Source organism: Pseudomonas sp. PAMC 25886 (assembly GCF_000242655.1).
GTDB lineage: Bacteria > Pseudomonadota > Gammaproteobacteria > Pseudomonadales > Pseudomonadaceae > Aquipseudomonas.
The window spans coordinates 1-24,363 of sequence record NZ_AHHC01000072.1; the positions used below are offsets into that span (position 1 = coordinate 1).

The 24,363-nt window shown below is 63.8% G+C and carries 20 protein-coding genes and 1 pseudogene; 12 read left to right on the top strand and 9 right to left on the bottom strand.

All coding sequences use genetic code 11. The features are described from left to right. The 11 genes and pseudogenes from MUM_RS01000000132675 to MUM_RS0124410 all read left to right on the top strand — a co-directional run. Positions 1-203 (top strand): annotated as a pseudogene (locus MUM_RS01000000132675) (acetyl-CoA acetyltransferase); the annotation flags it as partial. A 958-nt stretch (positions 204-1,161) separates the two neighbouring features. After that, a complete protein-coding gene (locus MUM_RS0124365; RefSeq protein WP_003215747.1) occupies positions 1,162-1,932 on the top strand; it encodes a FadR/GntR family transcriptional regulator in 771 nt (256 codons plus the stop codon). A 98-nt stretch (positions 1,933-2,030) separates the two neighbouring features. After that, complete coding sequence (locus tag MUM_RS0124370) at positions 2,031-3,233, top strand: ABC transporter substrate-binding protein (protein WP_010175096.1); 1,203 nt, start codon at positions 2,031-2,033, stop codon at positions 3,231-3,233. Positions 3,234-3,300: 67 nt separating this feature from the next. Beyond that, positions 3,301-4,161 carry a branched-chain amino acid ABC transporter permease gene (locus tag MUM_RS0124375; RefSeq protein WP_003215751.1) on the top strand — a complete coding sequence of 287 codons (861 nt, stop codon included), beginning with the start codon at positions 3,301-3,303 and terminating at the stop codon, positions 4,159-4,161. A 1-nt stretch (position 4,162) separates the two neighbouring features. Then, a complete protein-coding gene (locus MUM_RS0124380) occupies positions 4,163-5,173 on the top strand; it encodes a branched-chain amino acid ABC transporter permease (RefSeq protein WP_010175099.1) in 1,011 nt (336 codons plus the stop codon). Next, positions 5,170-5,919 (top strand): ABC transporter ATP-binding protein, encoded by a 750-nt coding sequence (locus tag MUM_RS0124385; protein WP_010175101.1) that lies wholly within the window; start codon positions 5,170-5,172, stop codon positions 5,917-5,919. The genes MUM_RS0124380 and MUM_RS0124385 overlap by 4 nt, the downstream gene beginning before the upstream one ends. Then, complete coding sequence (locus tag MUM_RS0124390) at positions 5,919-6,614, top strand: ABC transporter ATP-binding protein (protein ID WP_008430585.1); 696 nt, start codon at positions 5,919-5,921, stop codon at positions 6,612-6,614. Before MUM_RS0124385 ends, MUM_RS0124390 begins: the two co-directional genes overlap by 1 nt. A gap of 13 nt (positions 6,615-6,627) precedes the next feature. After that, positions 6,628-7,899, top strand: coding sequence for a Zn-dependent hydrolase (locus MUM_RS0124395; protein ID WP_010175104.1), 1,272 nt, complete (start codon positions 6,628-6,630; stop codon positions 7,897-7,899). Next, positions 7,896-9,299 (top strand): amidase, encoded by a 1,404-nt coding sequence (locus MUM_RS0124400; RefSeq protein WP_010175106.1) that lies wholly within the window; start codon positions 7,896-7,898, stop codon positions 9,297-9,299. Before MUM_RS0124395 ends, MUM_RS0124400 begins: the two co-directional genes overlap by 4 nt. A gap of 158 nt (positions 9,300-9,457) precedes the next feature. Beyond that, complete coding sequence (locus MUM_RS0124405; protein ID WP_010175108.1) at positions 9,458-10,321, top strand: LysR family transcriptional regulator; 864 nt, start codon at positions 9,458-9,460, stop codon at positions 10,319-10,321. A gap of 51 nt (positions 10,322-10,372) precedes the next feature. Next, on the top strand, positions 10,373-11,377 hold the full coding sequence (locus tag MUM_RS0124410) for a LacI family DNA-binding transcriptional regulator (RefSeq protein WP_010175110.1): 1,005 nt from the start codon (positions 10,373-10,375) through the stop codon (positions 11,375-11,377). Here MUM_RS0124410 and MUM_RS0124415 read toward each other — a convergent pair. The 6 genes from MUM_RS0124415 to MUM_RS0124440 all read right to left on the bottom strand — a co-directional run bounded on the left by MUM_RS0124415 (position 11,374) and on the right by MUM_RS0124440 (position 18,411). Continuing rightward, entirely contained in the window at positions 11,374-12,099 is a 726-nt protein-coding gene (locus tag MUM_RS0124415) for an SDR family oxidoreductase (RefSeq protein ID WP_010175121.1), read from the bottom strand. The two genes, MUM_RS0124410 and MUM_RS0124415, sit on opposite strands and share 4 nt — an antisense overlap. A gap of 172 nt (positions 12,100-12,271) precedes the next feature. After that, a complete protein-coding gene (locus tag MUM_RS0124420; RefSeq protein WP_010175123.1) occupies positions 12,272-13,804 on the bottom strand; it encodes an FGGY-family carbohydrate kinase in 1,533 nt (510 codons plus the stop codon). A 1-nt stretch (position 13,805) separates the two neighbouring features. After that, positions 13,806-14,885, bottom strand: coding sequence for an alcohol dehydrogenase catalytic domain-containing protein (locus tag MUM_RS0124425; protein ID WP_029616078.1), 1,080 nt, complete (start codon positions 14,883-14,885; stop codon positions 13,806-13,808). A 69-nt stretch (positions 14,886-14,954) separates the two neighbouring features. After that, complete coding sequence (locus tag MUM_RS0124430) at positions 14,955-15,947, bottom strand: ABC transporter permease (RefSeq protein ID WP_010175128.1); 993 nt, start codon at positions 15,945-15,947, stop codon at positions 14,955-14,957. After that, positions 15,913-17,421, bottom strand: coding sequence for a sugar ABC transporter ATP-binding protein (locus MUM_RS0124435; RefSeq protein ID WP_010175130.1), 1,509 nt, complete (start codon positions 17,419-17,421; stop codon positions 15,913-15,915). The genes MUM_RS0124430 and MUM_RS0124435 overlap by 35 nt, the downstream gene beginning before the upstream one ends. Before the next feature lie 63 nt (positions 17,422-17,484). Beyond that, on the bottom strand, positions 17,485-18,411 hold the full coding sequence (locus MUM_RS0124440; RefSeq protein ID WP_010175132.1) for a substrate-binding domain-containing protein: 927 nt from the start codon (positions 18,409-18,411) through the stop codon (positions 17,485-17,487). 182 nt (positions 18,412-18,593) lie between these two features. On the opposite strand from MUM_RS0124440, the gene MUM_RS0124445 reads away from it, so the two are divergent. Then, positions 18,594-18,914 carry a hypothetical protein gene (locus tag MUM_RS0124445; RefSeq protein ID WP_010175134.1) on the top strand — a complete coding sequence of 107 codons (321 nt, stop codon included), beginning with the start codon at positions 18,594-18,596 and terminating at the stop codon, positions 18,912-18,914. Between the two features lie 2 nt (positions 18,915-18,916). Here MUM_RS0124445 and tagF read toward each other — a convergent pair whose 3' ends face one another. From tagF to icmH, 3 genes are read right to left on the bottom strand one after another with little or no spacing between them, the layout of a single operon-like run. Beyond that, positions 18,917-19,504 (bottom strand): type VI secretion system-associated protein TagF, encoded by a 588-nt coding sequence (tagF, locus tag MUM_RS0124450; RefSeq protein ID WP_010175135.1) that lies wholly within the window; start codon positions 19,502-19,504, stop codon positions 18,917-18,919. A 9-nt stretch (positions 19,505-19,513) separates the two neighbouring features. Then, positions 19,514-23,068 (bottom strand): type VI secretion system membrane subunit TssM, encoded by a 3,555-nt coding sequence (gene tssM / locus MUM_RS0124455; protein WP_010175136.1) that lies wholly within the window; start codon positions 23,066-23,068, stop codon positions 19,514-19,516. Between the two features lie 3 nt (positions 23,069-23,071). Then, the gene (gene icmH, locus MUM_RS0124460) at positions 23,072-24,358 is read right to left on the bottom strand and encodes a type IVB secretion system protein IcmH/DotU (RefSeq protein WP_010175137.1); all 1,287 of its coding nucleotides are present in this window, start codon (positions 24,356-24,358) and stop codon (positions 23,072-23,074) included. Between the last annotated feature and the right edge of the window lie 5 nt (positions 24,359-24,363).

The window sequence follows — 24,363 nt, forward strand, 5'->3', positions numbered from 1 at the left end:
GTAATCGGCTGGAAATTGATAATGCCAAGTACAACGTTAATGGCGGGTCGATTTCCATCGGGCACCCGTTTGGGATGACGGGCTCGCGGCAGGTGGGGCATTTGGTGCGTGAGTTGCAGCGGCGGAATTTGCGTCACGGGATTGTCACGATGTGCGTTGGGGGGGGGATGGGGGCTACTGGGTTGTTTGAAGCGGTGCGGTAGTTTTTGGGGTATATCCGTTATTTAGGTAACGGCGGCTTAGGGTTCCGCTCTTACAGCGGGTCACTTTGGAAAAGCCCCAAAGTAACCAAAGGGCTCTGCCCCGCCTGTCGGCACCTCGCCTAGGCTCGGTGTTCCCTCACTCCGGCGATGCTCCGCGGGCCGCCGCGATGGGCCATCCTTGGCCCAGCGCGGCTAAACCGGCGTCCTGCCGGTTTACCCGCTCCGCACCACCTGCGTTCGGCCTCGGGCTTATTGGGGCAGTCAGAGCCAGATCAAGATCAAAAGCAAGAGCACAGCGGCCTACAGGCCGGCTTGAGTGGTAGAAGCCAAATCAAAAGCGAAAGCCAAATCTGAAACTGCTGCGGCTCTGCTTTTCTGTGGGAGCTGGCTTGCCTGCGATGCAGACAACTCGGTTTTTCAGGTACACCCAGTTGATGCCATCGCAGCGATGCGGCGATCCGACAAGCCAGCTCCCACATTTGACCGTGCCCGCTCTGGCTGTAGATTTTGATCTTGCCTTTGCTTCACACCACTCAAGCCGGCCTGTAGGCCGCTGTGTTCTTGATCTGCTTTTGATCTTGATCTTAGGCGCCCCGTTAAACCACGCTGGCCGAACGCAGGCTTTGGAGCGTGGGTAACCCGGCAGGACGCCGGGTTAGCCGCGCTGGGCCAAGGATGGCCCATCGCGGCGGCCCACGGTCCAAAGCCGGAGTGAGGGCACACCGAGCCTGAGCGAGGTGCCGAGTGGTGGGGCAAGAGCGTTTTGCTTACTTTTGCGCTGTTCAAAAGTGAGCCGCTGTAAGAGCGGAACCATAAGCCGCCCTGACCGCAGCAACGGATATACACACCCACCCCATTTACGACCCATCCAAACCAAAAGCGACCCCCTCCGTTGACGCCCCACCCCAAACCCCTATTAAGTACTATTAATCCGCATTAATAGGATCAATCAACCACCATGCTAAGCCGCCCGTTGCGCCGCAAACGCCAGAAGCTCTCCGACGTGATCGTCGAGTCGGTCAAGCGCTCCATCGTCACCGATGCCCTGAAGCCCGGCGACCGCTTGCCCACCGAACGCGAGTTGATGGAAAGCTTCCAGTGCTCCAAAGGCTCCGCCCGCGAAGCCCTCAAGGCGCTGGAAGTCGAAGGCCTGGTCAACACCCGCACCGGCCCCAGCGGCGGGGCCTACCTCAACCAGGCCGGCACCGAACCCGCCAGCCGCGCCCTGCGCAACTACCTGCACTTCCAGCACCTGGACGGCGAACAGGTCTACCAACTGCGCAAAGTCATCGAAGTCGAACTCGCCGTCTCCGTGCTGGGCCGCCTGAGCGAAGACGACTACCGCGCCCTCCAGGACAATGTCGATTTTTGCAGCGCACCCGAAGACAGCGAAGCCGGCCAACGCGAACAACGCATCGCCGAACTGGAATTCCACAACCTGCTGGCCAAGGCCTGCCCCAACCCGCTGCTGAGCTTCATGGCGCAGTTCCTCAACGACTTATTGCGCGACCTGGTGGTGCTGAAAAAAGCCTACAAGCCCAAGCGCAAGCAATTCGACGCCGCCAACCTCGACTACCACAAGCAACTGCTGATCGCCTTCCGGGCCGAAGATGAAGCCACCGTACGCAGCCTGATGCACGAACACATGTGCGACGCCGAACACCACATGACCGCACTGGAAGGCGAAGTCAGCCCGCACTTTCTGCTGGAGTTCGACCACAACCACTGACACCCCCCAAAAAACCAAATAAAAGGCCTGCCCACAGGCCGTGCTCCACCGTATCGCCATTGCCACTCCTGCCAATAACTAATCCAGGGAGTCACCCCATGCAGCGTCGTACGTTGTTGAAAGCCAGTCTCACCGCCGCAGCCGCTCTCAGCCTCCCGCTGGGTGTGCGCTCGGCATTCGCCGCCGAGCCCTTTACCTTTTACGGCCTCAAGTCCATGTCTGGCGCCTTTGCCAGTTATGGCAAATTTGCCGACATGGGTTCACGCCTCGCGGTAGAACAACACCCCGAGTTGCTCGGTCGCCCGCTGAACTACAAGGTGATCGACACCGAAGGCAACGCCGGCAAGGCCGTGCGCAAGGTCCAGGAAGCGATCCAGCAGGACGGTGCACGCTTCTTCCAGGGCTGCACCCTGTCGTCTTCGGCACTCGCCGTCGCCAAGGAGGTGAGCAAGGCCGGCGGCGTGTTCATGACCCCGGTGGGCGCCGACGAGGTCACCGGCAAGGACTGCAACAGCGCCACCTTCCGCTGGTCAGTCCCCACCTATGGCGCGATCCGCGAAACCCTCGTGCCGCTGATCAAGCTGCTGCCGGACGCCAAGCGCTGGTACACCATCACCCCACAATATGTGTTCGGCGAAGCCCTGCTCGAAGGTGCCAAATCGGTCCTGGCCGAACATGGCCTGGAACACGCCGGCAACAGCTACCACTCGCTGCAGGAACAGGAATTCTCCGGCTACCTGACCAATGCCATCGCCGCCAAACCCGACGTACTGGTGCTGCTGAACTTCGGCAGCCAGTCGTCCAACACCCTGCGCCAGGCGGTGAACTTCGGTATCAAGGAACGCATGAAAGTGCTGCTGGTATGGTCCGCCGGCCTCGACCAGTTCCAGGAGCTGGGCAGCGACGTACTGGAAGGCGTGTACCTCGGCGCGCAGTACTGGCATCAGGTCGACACCCCGCTCAACCGAGACCTGGTGAAACTGACCAAGGCCAAGTACGGCATCAACCCGACCTACCCGCTGGCCGCGGACTACATCAGCACCAAGGTCATGCTGGAAACCATCATCTCCACCGGCAGTTTCGACGGGCCGACCGTGGCCAAGGCCATGCAGGGCCTGAGCTACGAAGGCCCCACCGGCAAGGAATCGATCCGCGCCGGCGACCATCAGGTGATCAAGGATTACTACCTGCTGGTGGGCAAGGCGGCAGGCGACATGGCCGACAAGGACGACCTGGCCAAGGTGCTCAGCGCCGGCCAGTCGTTCCCGCCGGTGGAAGCCACGGGCTGCGTGCTCGGCTGATCTGCTGAAAATCTACTGGTGACACAGCGCAGGGCCGCTCACGCGGCCGCCTGCCGAGGGTTCCTGCATGCTCAATCTTTACCTGTTCCAGATTCTCAACGGCCTGGGCCTTGGGATGATTTACTTCCTGATCGCGGTCGGCTTGACGATCATTTTCGGCCTGCTGAACTTCGTCAATTTCGCCCACGGTGCGTTCTTTTTACTGGGCGCCTACATCTGCTACACCGCCGTCAGTCTCACCGGCAGCTTCTGGCTGGCGCTGCTGATCGCACCGCTGGTGGTGGCCGCGCTGGCCTGGGTGATCGAGCGATTATTGATCCAGCGGATTTATCACTTGCCGCACATGTTCCAGATTCTGGTGACCCTGGGGATAGCCCTGATCATCCAGGAAGCCAGCGTGATGATCTGGGGCCCGGTGGGCAAAAGCGTCGCGGTGCCGGAGTTGCTGCGCGGGGTGCTGGTGGTGGGCGATTTCGTCTATCCCTACTATCGCCTGTTCCTGATCGTGTTCTCCGGCCTCGTCGGCCTTGGCCTGTGGCTGCTGCTGGAACGCACGCGCTTCGGTGCCCTGGTGCGGGCCGGCAGTGAAAGCACCGAAACCGTGTCCCTGCTGGGCACCAACATCTTTCGCCTGTTCTCCATGACCTTCGCCCTCGGCGTGGCCCTGGCCGGCGTCGCCGGTGTGCTGTTCGCCCCGTTGCGCGGTGCCCAGCCCTTTGTCGGCCCGGAAATCCTCGGCGTGGCCTTCGTGGTGGTGGTGATCGGCGGCATGGGTTCCTTCAGCGGTGCACTGGTCGGCGGCCTGCTGGTCGGCGTGGTGCAAAGCCTGATGACCACACTCTGGCCCCAGGGCGCGAGCCTGATGATCTACGGCGCGATGGCCGTGGTGATCCTGGTGCGTCCTTACGGCCTGTTCGGGAGAGCCTGACATGAGCGAGAAAAATCCCCTGCCGTTCGCCAAGACCCAGTCGCGCTACATGCTGCTGTTGGTGCTGGCGGTATTGATCGGCCTACCGTTGATTTTACCCTCGGCGACCCTGGCCACCGAGATTCTGATATTTGCCATGGCCGCCCTCGCCTGCAACCTGTTGCTGGGTTACACCGGGCTGTTGTCGTTCGGCCAAGGCATCTTCTTCGGGGCCGGCGCCTATTGCGCGGCGTTGTTGATGATTCACCTGCAGCTCGGCCTGTTCAGCGCACTGTTGGGCGCCGCCGTCGCCGGTGGTTTCCTGGCGTTTCTGGTGGGTGCCCTGGCGATCCGCCGCACCGGCATTTACTTCGTGATGCTGACCCTGGCCTTCAGCCAGATGGCCTACTTCGTCGCCTATACCCTGAGCGACTGGACCGGCGGCGACAACGGCTTGCTCAGCGTGCCACGTCCGGAAATCCGTATCGGTGACACGGTGCTGTTGTCTCTCACCGATGCACGCGCGTTCTACGGCTTTGTCGCAGTGCTGTTCCTGCTGATCTTCATCGGGGCGCGCCGGGTGATCGCCTCGCCGTTCGGCAGCACGCTGATGGCGATCCGCGAAAACGAAACCCGCGCTTCGGCCATCGGCTACGACACCCGCCACTTCAAGATCCTGGTGTTCGTGTTGTCCGGCGCCGTCACCGGGATCGCCGGGGCGCTGTACGCAATGCTGCTGCACTTTGTGCCGCTGTCGAACATCGACCTGGCGATGTCCGAAAACATCCTGATCATGACCATCGTCGGCGGTACCGGCTCACTGTTCGGCTCCTTGCTGGGCGCCGGTTCCATCGTGCTGCTGGGGGACTTCCTCTCCGACCTGTGGCCGCGCTGGCTGATGCTGCTGGGGGTGATTCTGATCCTGGTGGTGATCTTCATGCGCGGTGGTTTGTGGGGTGGTTTGTCTGCGCTGTTCGAACGTGTGCGTGGCAGCCGCAAGGCCGACGTTGTGACCAAGGAGAAGCTGTCATGAGCATCCTGTTGGAAACCAAGAATCTGGAACTGGCCTACGGTGCGTTCCACGCGGTGAACGGCGTCAACCTCAAGGTGCAAGCCGGTACCATCCACACCATCATCGGCCCCAACGGCGCCGGTAAGACGAGCCTGTTCCACTGCCTGACCGGCGAACGCCAGGCCACCGCCGGGGCGATTCATTTCGACGGCAAGAACCTGATGCGCAAACCGGCCCACGGCCGCGTCGGCCTGGGCATGGCCCGTTCGTTCCAACTCACCAGCCTGTTCCAGAACCTCAGCGTGCGCGAGAACCTGCGCCTCGCCGCCCAGGGCCGCGACGGCGCCCGCGCCCTGAACTTCTGGCGCCGGGTCGACAGCAAGCGCGAGCACCTGGAGATGGCCGACCAGGTGCTGGAACGCCTGCAACTCACCGCCCGCGCCGACACCCTGGCTGGCGAGTTGTCCCACGGCCAGCAGCGGGTGCTGGAGGTCGGTATGTCGATCTGCTCCAAACCCAAGCTGCTGATGCTCGACGAGCCCACCTCGGGCATGGGCATCGACGACATTCCGATCATGACCCAACTGATCAGCGACCTCGGCCGCGACCACACCGTGCTGCTGATCGAGCACAACATGAGCATCGTCATGTCCATCAGCCAACGCATCACCGTGATGAGCCACGGCCAGATCCTGGTGGAAGGCACACCGGAATTCGTGCGCGCCGACGAGCGCGTGCGCACCGCCTATTTGGGAGAAGCTGCCTGATGCTGACCGTCGACAATATCCATTCCTACTACGACAAGAGCCACGTTCTTGAAGGCGTGTCCCTGACCGTCAACCCCGGCGAACTGGTGACCCTGCTGGGGCGCAACGGCGCCGGCAAGACCACCACCTTGCGCAGCATCCTCGGGATCATCTGCCCGCGCCAGGGCCAGATTCACTTCAATGGCCAGCCGCTGGTGGGGCAGAAAATCTTCGAAATCGCCCGTCAGGGCCTGGCGCTGGTGCCGGAGAACCGCGGGATCTTCCGCCTGCTCACGGTTGAGGAGAACCTGCGCATCGCGGTGCGCAAGACCAGCCGCTGGCAGATGGAAGACGTGTACGGCATGTTCCCGCGCCTCAAGGAACGCCGCAAAAACGCCGGCCATGCGCTGTCTGGCGGTGAGCAACAGATGCTCGCCATCGCCCGTGCACTGCTCAACGATCCCAAGCTGCTGATCCTCGACGAACCCACCGAAGGCCTCGCGCCGGTGATCGTCGACGAGTTGGTGAAGATCCTGCGCAAGGTCAAGGAAGACGGCCTGCCGGTGCTGCTGGTGGAACAGAACCTGATGGTCTGCGACAAGCTCGCCGACCGCCATTACGTCCTCGAACAGGGCCGTGTGGTGTACGAAGGCAGTGCCGAAGCCTTTCGCGCCGACCCGACGATCAAGAACCGTTACCTGGCCCTGAGTGCCTGACCGGAGACTGCTGATGAATAGTTTTGCGCAACCGCTCCAGAGCAATGCCCCGCTGATCAACCGCGAACGCCTGTGGCAATCGCTGATGGACCTCGCCCGCCTGGGCGCCACACCCAAGGGCGGTGTGTGCCGCCTGGCCCTCACCGACCTTGACCGCCAGGCCCGCGACCTGTTTGTGCAATGGTGCGAGGCCGCCGGGTGCAGCGTCAGCGTCGACGCCATCGGCAATATCTTTGCCCGCCGCGCCGGGCGCAATCCGGCACTGGCGCCCGTGATGACCGGCAGCCATATCGACACCCAGCCTACCGGCGGCAAATTCGACGGCTGCTATGGCGTGATGGCTGGCCTGGAAGTGATCCGCACCCTCAACGATTTGAATATGGAGACTGAAGCGCCCATCGAAGTGGTGGTGTGGACCAACGAAGAAGGCTCGCGTTTTCCACCGTGCATGATGGGCTCCGGGGTGTTCGCCGGTAAGTTCGACTTGCAGGAAACCCTCGACAAGCAGGACGAGCATGGCGTGTCGGTGGGCGCCGAATTGCAGCGCATCGGCTACGCCGGACCACGCGCCGTGCTGGGTCACCCGGTCGGGGCCTATTTCGAGGCGCATATCGAACAAGGCCCGGTACTGGAAGACCAGGCCACCACCATTGGCGTGGTCATGGGCTGCCTGGGGCAGAAGTGGTTCGACCTGACCCTCACCGGCGTCGAAGCCCACGCGGGCCCGACGCCGATGCGCCTGCGCAAGGACGCCCTGGTGGGCGCCGCCCAAGTGGTCAGTGCGGTGAACCGCATCGCTCACGCGCAACAACCCCACGCCTGCGGCACCGTCGGTTGCCTGAGCTTGCACCCTGGCTCGCGCAACGTGATTCCCGGCCAGGTGCACATGACCATCGACTTGCGCCACCTGCACGCCGACAAGCTGCAAGCCATGGTCGATGAAGTGCGCCAGGTGATCGAAGCCACCGCCGAGCAACACGGCCTGAGCTTTGAGCTGACGCCCACCGCCGACTTCCCGCCGCTGGACTTCAACCCCGCCTGCGTCAACGCCGTGCGCGACGGCGCAAGCAGCCTGGGCCTGAGCCACATGGACATCGTCAGCGGCGCCGGGCACGACGCGATCTTCGTCGCCGAACTGGGCCCGGCCGGGATGATCTTTGTGCCATGCGAAGGCGGCATCAGCCACAACGAAATCGAAAACGCCGCGCCGGATGACCTGGCGGCGGGCTGCGCAGTGCTGCTGCGGGCCATGGTCAACGCGGCACAAGGAGGTAAAGCAGCATGACGGATATTGCCAACCTGACCGCCGTTGAACTGCTGGCGCACTACCGGGATAAACGCCTGTCGCCGGTGGAAGTCACCGAAGACGCCCTGCTGCGAATCGAACGCTACAACCCGGCGGTCAACGCCTACTGCCACGTCGACCCGGAAGGCGCCTTGAAGGCTGCCCGTGATTCGGAGCAGCGCTGGCTCAAGGGCCAGCCGTGCGGGGCACTGGACGGTGTACCGTCGTCCATCAAGGACCTGACGCAGACCATCGGCATGCCGACGCACAAGGGCTCGCGCACGACCTCAGCCGAGGGCCGGTGGGACGTGGATGCGCCCTTCTCGGCCTTCATGCGCAAGGCCGGCGCGGTGCTGCTGGGCAAGACCACCACGCCGGAGTTCGGCTGGAAAGGCGTCACCGATAACCCGCTGTATGGGATTACCCGCAACCCGTGGGACACGCGCATGACGGCGGGCGGCTCGTCCGGCGGTGCCGGTGCGGCCGCGGCCTTGAACCTGGGGGTGCTGCACCAGGGCAGCGATGCCGGTGGCTCGATCCGGATTCCCTGCGCCTTCACCGGCACCTTTGGCATCAAGCCGACCTTCGGTTATGTGCCGCAATGGCCGGCCAGTTCGATGACGATTCTGTCGCACCTGGGGCCGATGACCCGCACCGTGGAAGACTCGGTGCTGATGCTGCAAACCATCGCGCAGCCGGACGCGCGGGACGGTTTGATCGGCGCGCCCCGGACCACGCCGTGGTTGCAGGCCGGGGCTGACTTGAAAGGCCTGCGGGTGGCCTATAGTCCGAACTTTGGCTACGTAAAGGTGGACCCGCAAGTGGCCAGGGTTGTCGCCCAGGCGGTCGAAGGCCTGGTGCAGCTGGGTGCCCAGGTCGAACAGATTGACCCGGGGTTCAGTGATCCGCTGGAGGTGTTCAATACCCTGTGGTTTGCCGGTGCTGCGCGCCTGGCCGGACCGTTGAGCGAGGCTCAGCGACAACTGATGGACCCGGGCCTGCTCCGCATTGCGCAACTGGGCGAACAGATCAGCCTCAGCGACTACAGCGCCGCGCTGGAAGCGCGGGCGGCCTTGGTGGCGCGTATGGCGGTATTCCATGAGCATTACGATGTGCTGGTGTCGCCGATGATGCCGATCACCGCGTTCGAGGCCGGGCACAACGTGCCGCTGGGTTCGGGCCTTGGGGAATGGATGGAGTGGACGCCGTTTACCTATCCCTTCAACTTGACCCAGCAACCGGCGGCGTCGGTGCCGTGCGGGTTGGCGGCGAACGGGTTGCCGGTGGGGCTGCATGTAGTGGGCGCGCGGTTTGCGGATGAGCAGGTGCTGCGGGTTTGCCAGGCGTATGCCAAGGCGTTCCCGACCGAGCATCTGCAAGCCCCAAAAACCCCAACCTGAAGTGCAAGCAATGTTCAGAGACTGACCAATAACCCTGTGGTGAGCGGGCTTGCCCCGCGCGGGGCAAGCCCGCTCACCACAAAAGCCAGGCACCTGCGCTGATCGCATTCCAATCGCGCATCGCTCTACAATGTCCCCCATTCACTCCCGGGGGTTTCATGGACATCGAACTGGCACGCACCTTCCTCGAAATCACCCGCTGCGGCAGCCTCGCCGCGGCGGCCGAGAAGTTGCACGTCACCCAGACGGCAATCACCGCCCGGGTCAAAAATCTCGAAAGCCAGCTCAACAGCACGCTGTTCGTGCGCAACCGCGCCGGCGCCCGCCTGACCCCCGACGGCGAAGCCTTCGTGGTCTTCGCCAACCAACTGGTACAAACCTGGGAAGCCGCCCGCCGCGACCTGCCGTTGCCCGACGGCTACCGCAACGTGTTGCACATCGGTGGCGAAGTCAGCCTGTGCAACCCGTTGATGCTCGGTTGGGCCCAGGCCCTGCGCGAGCACATTCCGGGCTACGCCCTGCGCACGGAGATTCGCGAAGGCGAGTACCTGTTGCGCCAACTGGAGCTGGGCGTGCTGGATGCCGCGCTGGTGTTCCAGCCGCAGTACTGGCCGGGGCTGCAGGTGGAGCAGGTGCTGGAAGAGAAATTGATCCTGGTGCAACTGGCGGCCCGGCCCGAGCCCTACGTGTACATCGACTGGGGCCAGGGCTTTCGCCAGCAGCACGACGCGGCCCTGCCGGACAAGGCCCGCGCCGCCCTGAGCTTCAACCTGGGGCCGCTGGCGTTGCAGTACATCCTGGAAAACGGCGGCGCCGGGTATTTCCGCACGCGGGTGGTGCAGAGCTACCTGGACAGCGGCGTGATGGAACGGGTGCCCAAGGCACCGGAGTTCAGCTTCCCGACGTACCTGGTGTATTCCCGCGAGCGCGATTCGGCGGTTTTGCAACAGGCGCTGGGCTTGCTGCGGGCGGTGGTGGAGGCGGAAAAGGATTGGTCGCAGCGCTGGGATCCGGTGATTTGAAGCCGTGCCCATGGTAGCCTCAGGTTGTTTTCTCCTGGTTTCCCCCTGCCGATGAACAAGAAAAAGTCCGTCACCATCAGCGACATCGCCAAACGGGTCAACATGACCACCATCACGGTGTCCCGGGCGCTGAGCAAGCCTGACCTGGTCAAGCCCGCCACCCTGGCGCGGATTCTCGAAGTGGCGCGGGAGCTGGACTATGTGCCCAACGCGTTTGCCCGCGGGCTCAAGCGCAGCGAAAGCCTGATCATCGGCGTGATCACCGCCTCGGTGGACAACCCCTTCTACAGCGAGATGATCAAGGCGATTTCCCGCGAGGCGAAAAAGCACGGCTACACCATCATGCTGGTGGACACCGACGAGCTGGAAGAGCTGGAAAGCAAGGCGGTCGACACCCTGTTGGGTTACCGCGTGGCGGGGATCATCCTGTCGCCGGTCTCCGATGAGCCGAGCTACCAGCCGGATTATCTGGAGCGCCTGGGCAACGGCAAGACGCCGGTGGTGCTGCTCGACCGCACGATCCACGACAGCCCGTTCAGCCGCGTGGTGCTGGACAACTACCACAGCGGCATCGAGGCCGCGCAGTACCTGCTGCGGCAAACCCCGAACCTCAAGCGCCTGCTGGTGCTGACCGGGCCCGAGCATTCGCGCATCACCATGGAACGCCTCAAAGGCCTGAAAGAAGTGCTGGCCGATCACCCGCAAGTGCACGTCGAGGTGTGCGCCGGCGACTACACGCTGATGCCCTCCTACCTGCACACCCTCGACTACCTGGCCGAACACACGGCGCCGGACGCGATCATGGGCTTCAACCAGTTGATCACCCTCGGCGCCTTGCGCGCGTTGCGCATGCACAACATTCCCCACGACAGCCTGACCATCTGCGGCATCGACCGCCTGCCCTTCGCCGATATCTTCGGCGTGCCGATTGCCTGTGTGGCCCACGACGCGTCGCTGGCCGGCAGCAGCGCGGTGCGACTGCTGCTGGACCGCCTCGAAGACCCGCACAAACCGCGGGACAAGGTGGTGATCGCCGGCAAGCTGGAGAACGGCTAGCGGCTGGTGTAGCCCCCATCGATCGGCAGGCTGACGCCGCTGATCATGCTGGCGGCGTCGCTCAACAGGAACAGCACCGGTAATGCCACTTCCGCCGTTTCGGCAAACCGCCCCAGCGGAATCGCCGCCAAGGCCGGATCGCGCTTGGCGGGCGCCGACCAGGCCATTTGCGCCATGGGCGTGAGGGTGACGGTGGGGTTGACGCTGTTGACGCGAATCCCGAAACGCCCCCACTCGGCGCATTGCACGCGGGTGATGGCGTCCAGCGCGGCCTTGGAGGCGCAGTAGCCGAGGTGATCGTCCAGCGCCACCAGTGAGGCCTGGCTGGAGACGTTGACGATGCTGCCGGCGATCTTTGCTTCAATCATCCCTGCGGCGATTCGGCTGGCGACCTGGGCGGCAGCGCGGGCGTTGACGTTCATCACTTGGTCGAAAGCTTCGGCGCTGATGGCAGCGGCGGGTTCCAGGCGAGAGATGCCGGCGCAGTTGACCAGGCCGTGCATCGGCGGCAGGCCTTGCAGGGCCAGGTCCAGGGCGGCGCTGTCGGCGATGTCCAGGCACAGGGTTTCGCAGCCGAGTTGGGCCAGGGCCTGGGCGTCGCGGCCCAGGGCGAAAACCTGGGCGCCGCTGGCGATCAGTTGCAGGGCTATTTCCCGGCCGATGCCGCTGCTGGCGCCGGTGACGAGGATGCGCTGGTGGGTGAAGTCAAAGGTAGCGTTCATGGTTCACGTTCTCTAAAACGATGGAGATCCCATGTGGGAGCGGGCTTGCTGTGGTGAGGGGGCTTGTCCCCCGTCGGGTTCACCACAGATTGATGGGGCTGCTTCGCAGCCCAGCGCGGGGCAAGCCCGCTCACCACAGCAAGCCCGCTCCCACATTTGGATCAGTGTTCGCTTAATTCAATTGCAGGCTGTGCATCACCGGTTTCAACGCCGGGTACACTTTCAAATACTCGGCAAACGCCCGGTCATACACCCCGACATTCCCCGCCTCCGGCTCCGCCCGCAGCTCCAGCTGCACCCAGCCCTTCTCCATCTCCCGGTCATCCACCAACCCCACCGCATGGGCCGCCAACAACGCCGCGCCCAACGCCGCTTCCACCTCTTGCACGATGGTGTAGACCGGGTAATGGGTGATGTCCGCGATAATCTGCATCCACAAATCCGAATGGCTCGCCCCGCCCACCACAATCAATCGCGGGTCAAGGGAATGCGCGCCACGCGTGCCCGCTTCGATATTGTGCCGCAGGGCAAAACTCACCCCTTCGAGCACCGCGCGGTACAGGTGGATACGGCTGTGATACAGGTTCAGCCCGACAAAGCTGCCGCTCGCCCGGTCATCCCACACCGGGCTGCGTTCGCCCATGAGATACGGCAAGAACAACAGCCCTTCACTGCCCGCCGGGATCTTCGCGGCGCTCTGCTCCAGCAGCCACAAACTGTCCTGGCCCGTCGCCTTCGCCTGCTGCTCTTCAGCCTGGCAGAACTGCTCGCGAAACCAGCTCACCGACGCTCCGGCGGTAATCGCACCGCCGAAGATGTACAGGTCCTGATGGCCGTTATAGACATGCGGCATGCTCACCAGACCATGCCGCGCATCCACCTGCTGATTGAGGTAACCCCAGCACATGCTGGTGCCGATCATCGCCACATGATTGCCCGGCCGGGTCACCCCGGCGGCCAGGGTCGCCATGGCCGCATCCACGCCCCCGGCCAGTATCGGCGTGCCCGCCTGCAAGCCCAATCGCGGCGCCCACTCCTCCAGCAAACCGCCGACCACTTCACCGGAATACAGCAAGCGCTCCGGCATCATCGCCAGCGGGATATCCAGCGCCGCCAGCATCTCGGCCGACCAGCCTCGCCGGGCCACATCGTAGACCCCACCGATATTGCCGGCGCTGCTGTGATCCACCGCCACCTCACCGGTCAGGCACGCGTTGATGTAGCTGTTGGGCGGCAGCAGGTAGCGGGTATTGGCCCACACCTGCGGCTGGTGCTGCTTGAGCCAGAGCATCTTGGTGAAGCCGTAGTAGCTGTCCACCGAGTTGCCGGTGACCGCGAACAGCCGCTCCAGGTCCACGTGCTCGCGCACCCACTCCACTTGTTCGCCCGCACGCCGGTCCATCCAGATCAGGCACGGGTGCAGCGGGGTCATCTGCGCATCCACGGCAATCCCCGAACCGCCGTACAGGCTACTGATGCACAGCGCCTTGACCTGCTCTTTCGCCACGCCGGCCTTGGCCATGCATTGGGCAACACACGCCTCCACCGCGTCCAGCCAGACCTGCGGCCACTGCTCGGCCCAGCGCACTTTCGGGGTATCCACGCGATACCCCTGGCTGTGCTGGGCGATGATCGTACCGTCACCGTCCACCAGCAGCGCCTTGGTGCTTTGCGTGCCGATGTCCACACCCATCACGTAGTTCATCTCAGACCACCGGCTTCAGCAGCACCTTGATCGATTTGGTCGAGTTGGCCAACTCAAAGGCCTCGGCCCAGTTATCCAGCCCGAAGTCATGGGTCACGATGCCCTTGGACGTCAGCAGGCCGCGTTCGAACAGGTCGATGGCCACCGGGTAGCAATACGGCCCGAGGTGCGCGCCGCGTACGTCGAGTTCCTTGCGGTCACCGATGATCGACCAGTCGGCGCTGGTCTCGGCGCCAAACACGCTGAACTCGACAAACCGCCCGAGCTTGCGGATCAATTCCAGGCCCTGGGTGACGCCCGCCGGCACGCCGGTGGTTTCGATGTACACGTCGCAACCGTAGTTGTCGGTCAGGCCATTGATGATCTCGCGGGCGTTGTCCCGGGACGGATTGATCACCACGTCGGCACCGAACTTCTTCGCCAGTTCCAGGCGCTCATCGACCATGTCGATCACCACCAGTTTCTTCGGCGTCTTCAGCGCCGCCACCTGCACCATGCACAGGCCCAGGGTGCCTGCACCGGCGATCACCAGCACGTCATCCAGCTGGATCTCACCCCGGTTGACGGTGTGAATCGCGCAGGACATCGGCTCGATCAGTGCCGAATCTTCGAGAGACACCGACTCCGGAATCTTGTGCACGATGGCCGTCTTGGGGATGCGCATGTACTGGGCCATGCCGCCTTCGGCCACTTCACGCTGGAAGCCGAAGATGTTGTGCACCTCGCACATCCAGTACTTGCCGGATTTGCAGAAGCGGCACTTGCCGCACGGCACGATCTGCTCGGCGATCACCTTGTCGCCGACCTTCACGTCAAAGTGCTCTTCGGCGCCCTCGCCGGCTTCCACCACGTAGCCGAAAAACTCGTGCCCCGGCACCACCGGTGCCTTGACCCACGGGTTGTCGCCGCCCCAGAACATCGCGGCGCCCGAGTGGCATTTGCAGTCGCTGGCGCAGATGCCGCAGGCGGCGATGCGGATCACCAGTTCATTGACCCGCGCCTGGGGTTTGCTGATGCGTTCCAGGCGGTAGTCTTTCGGGCCGTGGCAGACGACGGCTTGCATTTCGTTGTGCTTTTCCATGATGTGCGGACCTTTCTTGAGCATGAGAGAACCCATCGCGGCCGCCATGGCCGCGTGGAGATAACCGGTTTACTTGTGGCGCTGACGGCTGATAAAGATCGCCAGCAAAATGATCCCGCCCTTGATCACGCTCTGGACGTAGGGCGAGACCCCGAGCATGTTCAAACCGTTGTTCAACACCCCCAGCAGCATGGCGCCGAGCAAGGTGCCGACAATCACCCCGCGCCCGCCGGCAATCGAGGCGCCGCCCAGGACCACGGCGGCAATCGCGTCGAGTTCAAACGACACGCCGGCATTCGGCTGGCCACTCATCAAGCGCGAGGTCAGCACCAGCCCGGCAATCGCGGCGGTGAAACCGCTGATGCCGTACACCAGCAACTTGAAGCGTGCCGCCCGCACACCGGACAGGCGCACCGCTTCCTCGTTGCCGCCAATCGCGTAGATATAGCGGCCGATGCGGGTGTGTTGCAGCAACACATACGCCGCCAGGTACGTCACCAGCATGATCAGGATCGGCACCGAAATGCCGAACAGGCTTTCGCGGCCAAAGAAACCAAACCATTCCGGCAGGCCGGAAATCGGATAGCCGTCGGTGTACATCAGGCCGAACCCGCGGGCGATGCCCATGGTCGCGAGGGTGACGATGATCGGCGGCATGTGCAGGTAGGCAACGAACAGCCCGTTGCCGATGCCGAAGGCCACGCCAATCAGCATCCCGGCGCCAATCGCCAGGCCCGGCGGCAAGCCCGCGACCATCAGGCCGGCGGTCAGGGTGCCGGACAAGGCCATCACCGGCCCCACCGACAAATCGATGCCACCGGTGAGAATCACGCAGGTCATGCCCACCGCGATAATCGCGTTGATCGACACCTGGCGCGCAATGTTCGACAGGTTGTTGGCAGTGAGGAAATTGTCGCTGGCGAAGATCATCACCAGCGTCACCACCAGCAGCCCCACAAAGGGATAAAACGCCGGCGAGCGAATCAACCGCGCCAGGTTCAGGCGCAGCCGGCTCGGCCCCACGGCATTAATGGACGTATTCACTTGAGCCCCCTGTTGCATGGCGCATGACCTCTTGAGGATTGACGGCAGACGCTTCCAGTACCTTGACGATGGCGCCCTTGTGGAACACGGCGACGCGGTCGCACATGCCGATGACTTCCGGCAGCTCCGAGGAAATCATGATGATTGCGTAGCCTTGTTCGGTGAGGCTGCGCATCAGTGCGTAGATCTGCGCCTTGGCGCCGACGTCGATGCCACGGGTGGGTTCGTCGAACACCAGCACGTCACAGTGATGGTTGATCCAGCGGGCAATCACGACTTTCTGCTGGTTGCCGCCGCTGAGGTTGAACACCCGGCTCTCGCCGCTGGGCGCCTTGATCGACAGCTGGCGCATCAGGGCTTCGACGCTGGCGCACTCCTTGTCCCTGTCGATCAGGCCGCTGGCGTTCTGGTATTTGGGCAGGTTGTTGAGGGAGATGTTTTCGCGAATGCTGAAATCGGTGATCAGCCCTTCGCTCTTGCGGCTTTCCGGCAGCAGGCCGATGCCGTGGGCCAAGGCCTGGGCCGGGTCGTCAAGGGTGATTTTTTCACCCCGCAGCCACACGTCTTTGCTCACCGACGGCAGCGCACCCATCATGCCCAGGGCCAATTCAGTACGCCCGGAGCCCACCAGGCCGGCAAAGCCGAGAATCTCGCCCTTGTGCAATTCAAAGTGGTTGTGGGGGCCGTTGCGCACCAGCTGGATGTCCTTGACCTCCAGCAACAGCGGGCCGCGTTCGGCGGTGGGCTTGGGCGGAAAGCTGCATTCCAGGCGGCGCCCCACCATCATTTCCACCAGGCGGTCGATATCGCTGTCGGCCACGTCAGTGACGCCCACATTGCCGCCGTCGCGCAGCACGCTGATGCGGTCGCACACCTGGAAAATTTCCTCCAGGTGGTGGGAGATAAAAATCACCGCCACGCCCTGGCGCTTGAGTTCGCGCATGATCTCAAACAGCAGCTCGGCCTCACTCGGCGTAAGGGTGGCGGTGGGTTCGTCGAGCACCAGCAGCCGTGCATCCAGGGCCAGGGCCTTGGCGATCTCGACGAACTGCTGCTCGGCCACGCTCAGGTGCTTGACCGCGCATTGCAGGTCAATGCTGACGCCGAGGCGCTTGAACAACGCCTCGCTCGTCTCGACCATTTCGCGCTTGCGCAACAGGCCAAAGCGGTTGCTCAGCTCATGGCCGAGGAAGATATTTTCCACCGCCGTGAGGTAGGGAATCAGGCTGAACTCCTGGAACACAATGCCGATACCGGCGGCAATCGCATCACGGTAGGTCGCGAACTGCCGGGCCTGGCCGTCAATCAGGATCTGCCCTTCGTCCTGATGCTCGACCCCGCCAAGGATCTTCATCAGGGTCGATTTTCCCGCGCCGTTTTCCCCGAGCAAGGCATGAATCTCGCCGCGCTGTACTTCCAGGTTGATCGCCTTGAGGGCTTGCACCCCCGGGTAACGCTTACAGATATTTTCCAGCTTCAGAAGACTGCTCATACCGCCGACCTCGCATTCAGATGGATGACCTGTGCCCCACGCCAGGCGTGGGGCCTGGGCGGTTTACCAGCTGAAATCCTTGGCCTTGGCCTGGTCGATCAGGGTGATGTCCACCGGGATCGTGGCGGGCACTTGGGAGCCCCACTTCTTGGCCAGGGCGATGCCCAGGGCCAGGCGAATCTGGTCACGCGGATATTGCGCGGAGGTGGCGATGAACTTGCTGCCGGGCTTCTGGATCGCCTTGATGGCTTCCGGCGCGCCGTCGACGCTCACCAGCTTGACGTCCAGGCCGCTGGCTTCGATGGCCGAAAGCGCACCGAGGGAGCCGTTGTCGTTGACGCTGAAAATACCCTTGAGGGTGGGCTGGGCCTGCAGCATGTTTTCGGTGACGGTCAGCGCCTGGTCACGTTCCTGCTTGCCGTTCTGGATGCTCACGATCTTGATGTCCGGGTGCTTGGCCACGGCCTCTTTGCAACCGCGCACGCGTTCCAGGATCGGCACCACCGCGATGCCGTCGAGGATGGCGATATTGCCTTTGTCACCAATATTCTTGGCCAGGTATTCGCAGGCCTGGAAGCCGGCGTCGAAGTTTTTCGAACCGACGAAGGAGTCCAGCGGGCCTTCGGCCTGGGCGTCGACCGCGACCACCACCACGCCGGCGGCGTGGGCAGACTTGACGGCGGACTGAACGCCGACGGAATCGGTGGGGTTGATCAGCAGGATATCGATGCCCTTTTGCAGCATGTCCTCAACGTCGCTGACCTGCTTGGACACGTCGTGGCGGGCGTCGGTGATGATCAACTGCGCACCGATGGTCGCCCCGGCTTCCTGCAAGGCGTCTTTCATGGTGACGAAATAAGGGTTGTTGATTTCCTGGAAGGACGCACCGATGCGGATGGGCGCGGGTTTGGTGTCGGCCCAGGCCTGGCCGGCGGTACCGAGATTGATGCTGAAAGCCAACAAACACAGGGTTTTCGGAAGCATTTTCATGGCGAGATTCTCTGTTTTGTTTTTATTTTTAGAGCAAATGTTATCGTTAACATTTTGCGAGAAGCTAGCAAGGAAATTGAATCGGCGCAAGAGGGCCTGGAACCGGTGGCGTTGTTTTTGACACAGAGGGACGAGCGGTTATCAAGGCCGCCAGACAAAAACCAGATGAGAGGAAAAGACCCATGGGTGCCCTATTGAATATTTTGAAAGCTCTGGCCATGCCGATTCTGAAAGCGGTGGGCTTGGGCGCTATCAGCGGCGGTGCCGCCTTTGGGGCCGACAAGCTGCTCAAATCAGCAACCAAAGGCAAACCTGCGGTGGCCACCCCGGACGAATCCGTTCCAAAAAGTGCCGAGGTCTTCGTCCCTGCCGTTCAGCAAACATTCGCAGACCGTGCCGAGTTCCCGGCCAACGCGAAGCCTGCGATAGCTTCGAATGCCGCACCTGCGCTCGAAACCCCGACACTCCCCAAGAGCCCTGTCGCCTCGCTGGCCCAGGTGTAGCCTCACTCCTGGCTGCGCCCCGCCAGCATATCGACGAATGTCGAGGCGCCAGGCAAGCCAGCAACGTCCACCGTCGAGGGCGCCAGCAACGGCGAGCCCTCGGTCCAGAACAACGAATGCCCTGCCGCGCCCTCTTCCACCCGTATAAGGGATGACGGCGGCGGCAATGCCTTGAGCGCCGAATCAAACGCAGTCATCGTAAACCCCTCAACCAGGGTCGACAGCGCCAACCGTTCGGCCTGCGCGTACCATTGGGCATCCTGCTCAAGCCGCGCGAACGGCGGTACGTCTTCGCTCGCCACCGCCACCGCCACCGTCAATGGAAAATAGCGCCCGACCCGATCCACACTGGGCAACATGACACCCGCCCAGCCCTGATCGCCACACACTCCCGCCGCCAAGGCGAAGCGCCAGACCGGACTGCACAAATAAACCTCCAGCCAGCGCTCACCCAGCCGCTCGCGACTGTGCTGCAAACCGTTCTGCAGCCACGTATCCCAAGGCCGCAAAAAAGCCTCTGGCAAACGTCGGCTGACAAAGTCCCCATGGCTGGGAACCTTGCCGAAAAACCCCGTGAACTGCTGATCCATGCCCAATCCCTATAACGTCGTCGGGCAGTGAAACGCCTCAAGCGCATCACGCCGGAACGGGTTGATCACACTGCTGGCCCGCAGTTGATACACCACCCGATGCCCTTCCACAGTGAACGTCAATTGCAGCAACTCACCCTGGGCACTCACCGCCGCCTTGTCCATCATCCGCAGCCAACCCCACGGGCCGTCGGCTCGCAGCGGGCTGACCAGCGCGGGGGTCGCTTCAAGCCGCACCAGACCGCCGGCCTTGCCGCTCGGCAGGCTGATGCTGGTGAAGTCCGCCACGTTGCCCGCGTCGTACACCACCGGCTGGCCGTCGATGTCCAGGGTGACCTTGGTCAACGCCGGGTCGGCGCTGAGGGTTTTCAGGTCAAAGCGCAATGACGGCTGGCGTGCCCCGGCCACGAAGAACATGTCCCGCAGGCGCGCCCCGCGCTGGAACTGGTTGAGCACGTCCTGGGAGATATTCAACGGCGTCACGCCGCTGGAGCGCCAGCGCCATTGGCTGCCGCTCATGTCGACATAGGCCGCGAGGTTCTTGCTGAAAAAATCATCCATCAGCCCGCCCGGGCCAAAGAATTTGCCGAAGTCATCGGCCGTGGCATCACGACTGGAGCTACGCACCAATGGATAACGATCGGCAATCGCCGCCCGGCAGAACGGTGCCCCGGAGGCTTCCCACAAGGCATTCAGCCGGGCCTTTTCGTTGCCCAGGGTCAGTGCCGCACCGCCGGATTGCACCTCCCGCAGCAACGTCGACAACGGTGCCGGCTGGGTGTCGCTGGCACGTTTCAAACGCTCCAGCACTTCACCGGTGGGTGCCGGCGCGGCGCTGCGGCGGGCGACATCGGCGCTGTCGAAGTACTGGCCGGCGTCTTTCAGCGCAGCCAGCGCCTCATCCACCGGTTGCGGGCGGGTGCCGTTGCCCACCAGGCGATGGAGCGCGGCGAAGTGCTGGTCCACCGGGTTTGCGCCGGCATCCGTCGCCGGGGCCGGGGCGTCGTTGCCCAGGGCCGCCTGGAGCTTTTGCGTGGCGGCGGCGATTTTGTCGCGCACGCGCTGGTCGGTGTCTTTGCTGGCGGCCGAGGTCAATGCGCCTTCCAGGGTGGTTTCCTTCGCCACCGCCAGCAGCAACGCGCGCAGCGGTGAATCGTTTGCCGCCAGTACGTTGGTCACCAGGGACGCCTGGCCGAGGCTGGTCAACGGCACCAGGTGCACGTCAGCGAGGAAGGTGTCCCATTGGCGGATGTAATCGGCGTAGTACAGCTCCAGCACCGCGGCTTGCATGGCAGCGCTGCCGCCGGCGATCTGCGCCGACTCCTGGCGGTCCAGCACCCAGCTGTCCTTGGCCATGTCAGCCACGGCTTGCGGGGTCTTGTCGGTCAGCTCGCGGTAGCCGGCGATGCGGTACACGCCGCTGACCCCACGGGACAACGGCTCGCCGCTGACCCGGGTGAACAGCGACGACACATCCCGGCCCACCGCGCCATTCACGCTGAGTTCGGGCAAATGCTCCTGATCCACCTGGCGCTTGACCCGGTTATAGATGCGCTGGGACAGCGGCATGCTCGCCAGGGCCAGGCGCACCTTGGCAATCAGGGCGCTGTCGAGTGACACCGGTTCAGCTTCATCGTCGGCTTCCAGCAGCGCCGAGACGTGATCGGACAATTGCTGCAACTGCGCCGGGGTGGCCTGGGGCAACTCGCGACGCCAATCGACATCGACCCACGCCTGCACAGACGCGGCATCAAAGAACTGCCGCTCACCCAGCATCAGGTAGGCGCGCAGGGTTTCGTAGAGGAACTCCTGGTTGCTGGCGTCGCCCCGGCGCAGGGCGTTTTCCATGTTCGCCACGATGTGCGGCAGCAAGGTGCTGCGCAACAGGCGGCGATACAAAGTCACCGCGCCCGCGCCCAGCTTGTTGCCCTGGTACAGGCCCATGCGGCTGAGCAGCGGCACGCTGGTGTCACCCTCGCTGTAGCCACCGGGCAGCGCGCGGGCGGCATTGAGCAAAGGCAAGGTCACCAGCACGTCGCCTTCGGCCGGCAGTTCCTTGGCCAGTTGCGCGACGTTGGTCGCGGCGGTGGCCGAGTCGGCGATCAATTGCAGGTTGCGGTTGTAGCTGATGGTCATGCCCAGCAACAGCAGGACAAACGCCGCCCCGGCGACGATCCGCCCGCCCCGCGCCCGCAAGCGGCGGCGACGCTCTTCCTGATGGTTGACGCCGGCCAGCCCGGCCTCCTTGAAGATCACTTCCCGCAGCAATCGGGTGATGAAGTAGCTGCGGCCACTGGCGACATTCGGCGCCAGCACCTTGCGGCCCAGGCCAAAGGACGCCGCCAGGGCGGTGAGTACCCGGTCAATCGGGCTGCCTTCCTGGGTGCCGCTGGTGAAGTACACGCCCCGCAGCAGCGCCGGTTCCTGATAACGGTTGGCCTCGAAGACGCTGTTGAGAAACCGCGTGAGCCCCTCGCCCAGGCTGGCGAACTGTTGCGGGAAGCTGTAGAGCAAGGCCCGGCGCGACAAGTCCCGCTCCTGTTGCACCCGCTCCAGCACCCGGCCCTGGAGCTGGCGTTCCAGGGCATCGAATTCGGCGGGGAACGACGCCAGGCTGCTGTCGGCTTTCGGGTCTTGTTGCAGCGGGAACGTCACACCCCATACCTGCGCCCGCTCCTCCCGGCCAAAGGTCTCGAAAAACTCCGAAAAGCCCGCCAGCAAGTCGCACTTGGTGATGATCACGTACACCGGAAACCGCAGGCCCAGGCGTTCATACAGCTCATTGATTCGCGCCCGAATCGCCAAGGCCTGGGCCTGGCGCTGGGCTTCGGTTTGCTGCAACAGGTCGCTGACGCTGAGGGCCACGATCACCCCGTTGACCGGGCGCTGGCGGCGGTGTTTTTTCAGCAGGTCGAGGAAACCGCCCCAGGCCGCCTTGTCCACTTCGGTGTAGCTGTCCTGGGTGGTGTAGCGCCCCGCCGTGTCGAGCAACACCGCTTCGTCGGTAAACCACCAGTCACAATGCCGGGTGCCGCCCACCCCGCCGATGGCCCCGGAGCCCATGGCTTCGCGCAGGGGAAATTGCAGGCCGGAATGGGTCAGCGCGGTGGTCTTGCCGCTGCCCGGCGCGCCGACAAACATGTACCACGGCAACTGATACAGGTACTGCCCGCTCATCTTCCAGCCGGGGTTGGCCTTGCGCAGCACCGCCATGGCCGAACGCATGCGCTCGCCCAGTTCATTCACTTCGGCCTGGGACTCGCGTACCCCCGCCGGCGCTTCGGCAACCCCCGCCATCAACCCGCGATTCGCCCGCCAGGCACGCCACAACCGCCAGGCAAAATAGCCCGCCCACACCAGCACAAACACGCTGATCAAGCCCCAGCGCCGGGCTTCCGGGGCCAACGGTTCACTGCCGTTGAACGCCAGCAGCGGGCCTTCGTACCACACCAGCAGCGACAACAGCGCCACGCCGATCAGCGACAGCAACCAAGGCTTGAGCAACCACAGGATGAAGCGCTCCACCGGCGACCATAACAACGAAAAAAACGAGGACAGGTTCATGGTCTATTGCGCCTGGGAAGGGATCAGCACGGTGATGTCGACACGGCGGTTGCGTGCACGATTGGCCGCTGAATCGTTGGGCACCAAGGGTTCGGTTTCACCCCGGCCTTCGCTGCGGTAACGCTCGGCCGGCCCGGCCCGTTGCGCGAGCAAGCGTGCAACGGTCTTGGCCCGGGCCTGGGACAGATCAAAGTTGGAACCCAGCCGCGAAGTCGCCGAAGGCCGCACATTGTCGGTATGCCCGACCACCACCACATCCCCCGGCACCGTCGCCAGCGCATCACCAATGCGGGCCAGCAAACCGTCGAAATTGCTCGCCACTTCGGCACTGCCAGAGGCGAATACACCGTCGCCGCGCAGGGTAATCACCGAGCGGTCGGCGCTGTCTTTCACCGTGACCAGGCCCTGGGCGACTTCCGGCGCGAGGAACCCCGACAGGCGCACCGGCGCAGGCGTGGCGGGCGCCGCCACTTTGAGCGGCGACACCACACGGATCGCCCCCAGTTGCGCGAACACCGGATCGGAAGCGCGGTTAAGCAGCCAGTTGTAGGTCAACTGCGCACTCAGCAGCAGCACCGACGCCACCGCTGCCAGCACCCACACCGGCACCTGGCGCAACATCGACGCCTGGGGCGCTTCGGCGCCGCGCCAGCGTGGCGAGAGGTCCTGCTCACGGTTGCCGCGTTGCTGGTTGATCAGTTGCAGCAAGCGTTCCCGCAACAGGCCCAGCTGATCCAGGCCGCGGTCCAGCACCCGGTAACGCCCTTCCAGCCCCAGGGCCATGCACAAATACATCAGCTCCAGCACGTCGATGTGGGTGCGCGGGTCCTGGCTGAGGCGCTGCAAAATCATGAAGAATTTTTCGCCGCCCCAGGCTTCATTGTGAAAGGTCACCAACAGGCTACGGCTGCCCCACACTCCCGCGCCCCACGGCGTACTGGAAATGGTTTCGTCCACCAGGGTGCACAGCGCGTAACGCGCCGCCGCCACGGTTTCGACGTCGACCTGGCTGGCCCGGGCCTGGGCCTCGAAGGCCTGCATCGCCTGGATCAGCCGCTGGCGCAGGCTTTCCATGTCGGGCATGGCGGTCAGCATGCGCAGTGGCACCACCAGGTCGAGCAACAGGTTGGCGGCCCGCACCAGCGGGTTGAGGCCCAGGCCCTTGAGCACCACGGCGGCGCTCTGCACGTCGGCCACGGGCGCCACCGCAGGCGCAACCCGCCGCCCGCCCGGCGTAGGGATCAGCAGGGTGCGGTCCGGGTCCTGGGTGCTATCGAAAGTGTCATTCACGTCAG

Coding starts and splice junctions, on each gene's coding strand:
- MUM_RS0124365 (WP_003215747.1), top strand. CDS start 1,162: ATGCTAAGCCGCCCGTTGCGCCGCAAACGCCAGAAGCTCTCCGACGTG.
- MUM_RS0124370 (WP_010175096.1), top strand. CDS start 2,031: ATGCAGCGTCGTACGTTGTTGAAAGCCAGTCTCACCGCCGCAGCCGCT.
- MUM_RS0124375 (WP_003215751.1), top strand. CDS start 3,301: ATGCTCAATCTTTACCTGTTCCAGATTCTCAACGGCCTGGGCCTTGGG.
- MUM_RS0124380 (WP_010175099.1), top strand. CDS start 4,163: ATGAGCGAGAAAAATCCCCTGCCGTTCGCCAAGACCCAGTCGCGCTAC.
- MUM_RS0124385 (WP_010175101.1), top strand. CDS start 5,170: ATGAGCATCCTGTTGGAAACCAAGAATCTGGAACTGGCCTACGGTGCG.
- MUM_RS0124390 (WP_008430585.1), top strand. CDS start 5,919: ATGCTGACCGTCGACAATATCCATTCCTACTACGACAAGAGCCACGTT.
- MUM_RS0124395 (WP_010175104.1), top strand. CDS start 6,628: ATGAATAGTTTTGCGCAACCGCTCCAGAGCAATGCCCCGCTGATCAAC.
- MUM_RS0124400 (WP_010175106.1), top strand. CDS start 7,896: ATGACGGATATTGCCAACCTGACCGCCGTTGAACTGCTGGCGCACTAC.
- MUM_RS0124405 (WP_010175108.1), top strand. CDS start 9,458: ATGGACATCGAACTGGCACGCACCTTCCTCGAAATCACCCGCTGCGGC.
- MUM_RS0124410 (WP_010175110.1), top strand. CDS start 10,373: ATGAACAAGAAAAAGTCCGTCACCATCAGCGACATCGCCAAACGGGTC.
- MUM_RS0124415 (WP_010175121.1), bottom strand. CDS start 12,099: ATGAACGCTACCTTTGACTTCACCCACCAGCGCATCCTCGTCACCGGC.
- MUM_RS0124420 (WP_010175123.1), bottom strand. CDS start 13,804: ATGAACTACGTGATGGGTGTGGACATCGGCACGCAAAGCACCAAGGCG.
- MUM_RS0124425 (WP_029616078.1), bottom strand. CDS start 14,885: ATGGAAAAGCACAACGAAATGCAAGCCGTCGTCTGCCACGGCCCGAAA.
- MUM_RS0124430 (WP_010175128.1), bottom strand. CDS start 15,947: ATGCAACAGGGGGCTCAAGTGAATACGTCCATTAATGCCGTGGGGCCG.
- MUM_RS0124435 (WP_010175130.1), bottom strand. CDS start 17,421: ATGAGCAGTCTTCTGAAGCTGGAAAATATCTGTAAGCGTTACCCGGGG.
- MUM_RS0124440 (WP_010175132.1), bottom strand. CDS start 18,411: ATGAAAATGCTTCCGAAAACCCTGTGTTTGTTGGCTTTCAGCATCAAT.
- MUM_RS0124445 (WP_010175134.1), top strand. CDS start 18,594: ATGGGTGCCCTATTGAATATTTTGAAAGCTCTGGCCATGCCGATTCTG.
- tagF (WP_010175135.1), bottom strand. CDS start 19,504: ATGGATCAGCAGTTCACGGGGTTTTTCGGCAAGGTTCCCAGCCATGGG.
- tssM (WP_010175136.1), bottom strand. CDS start 23,068: ATGAACCTGTCCTCGTTTTTTTCGTTGTTATGGTCGCCGGTGGAGCGC.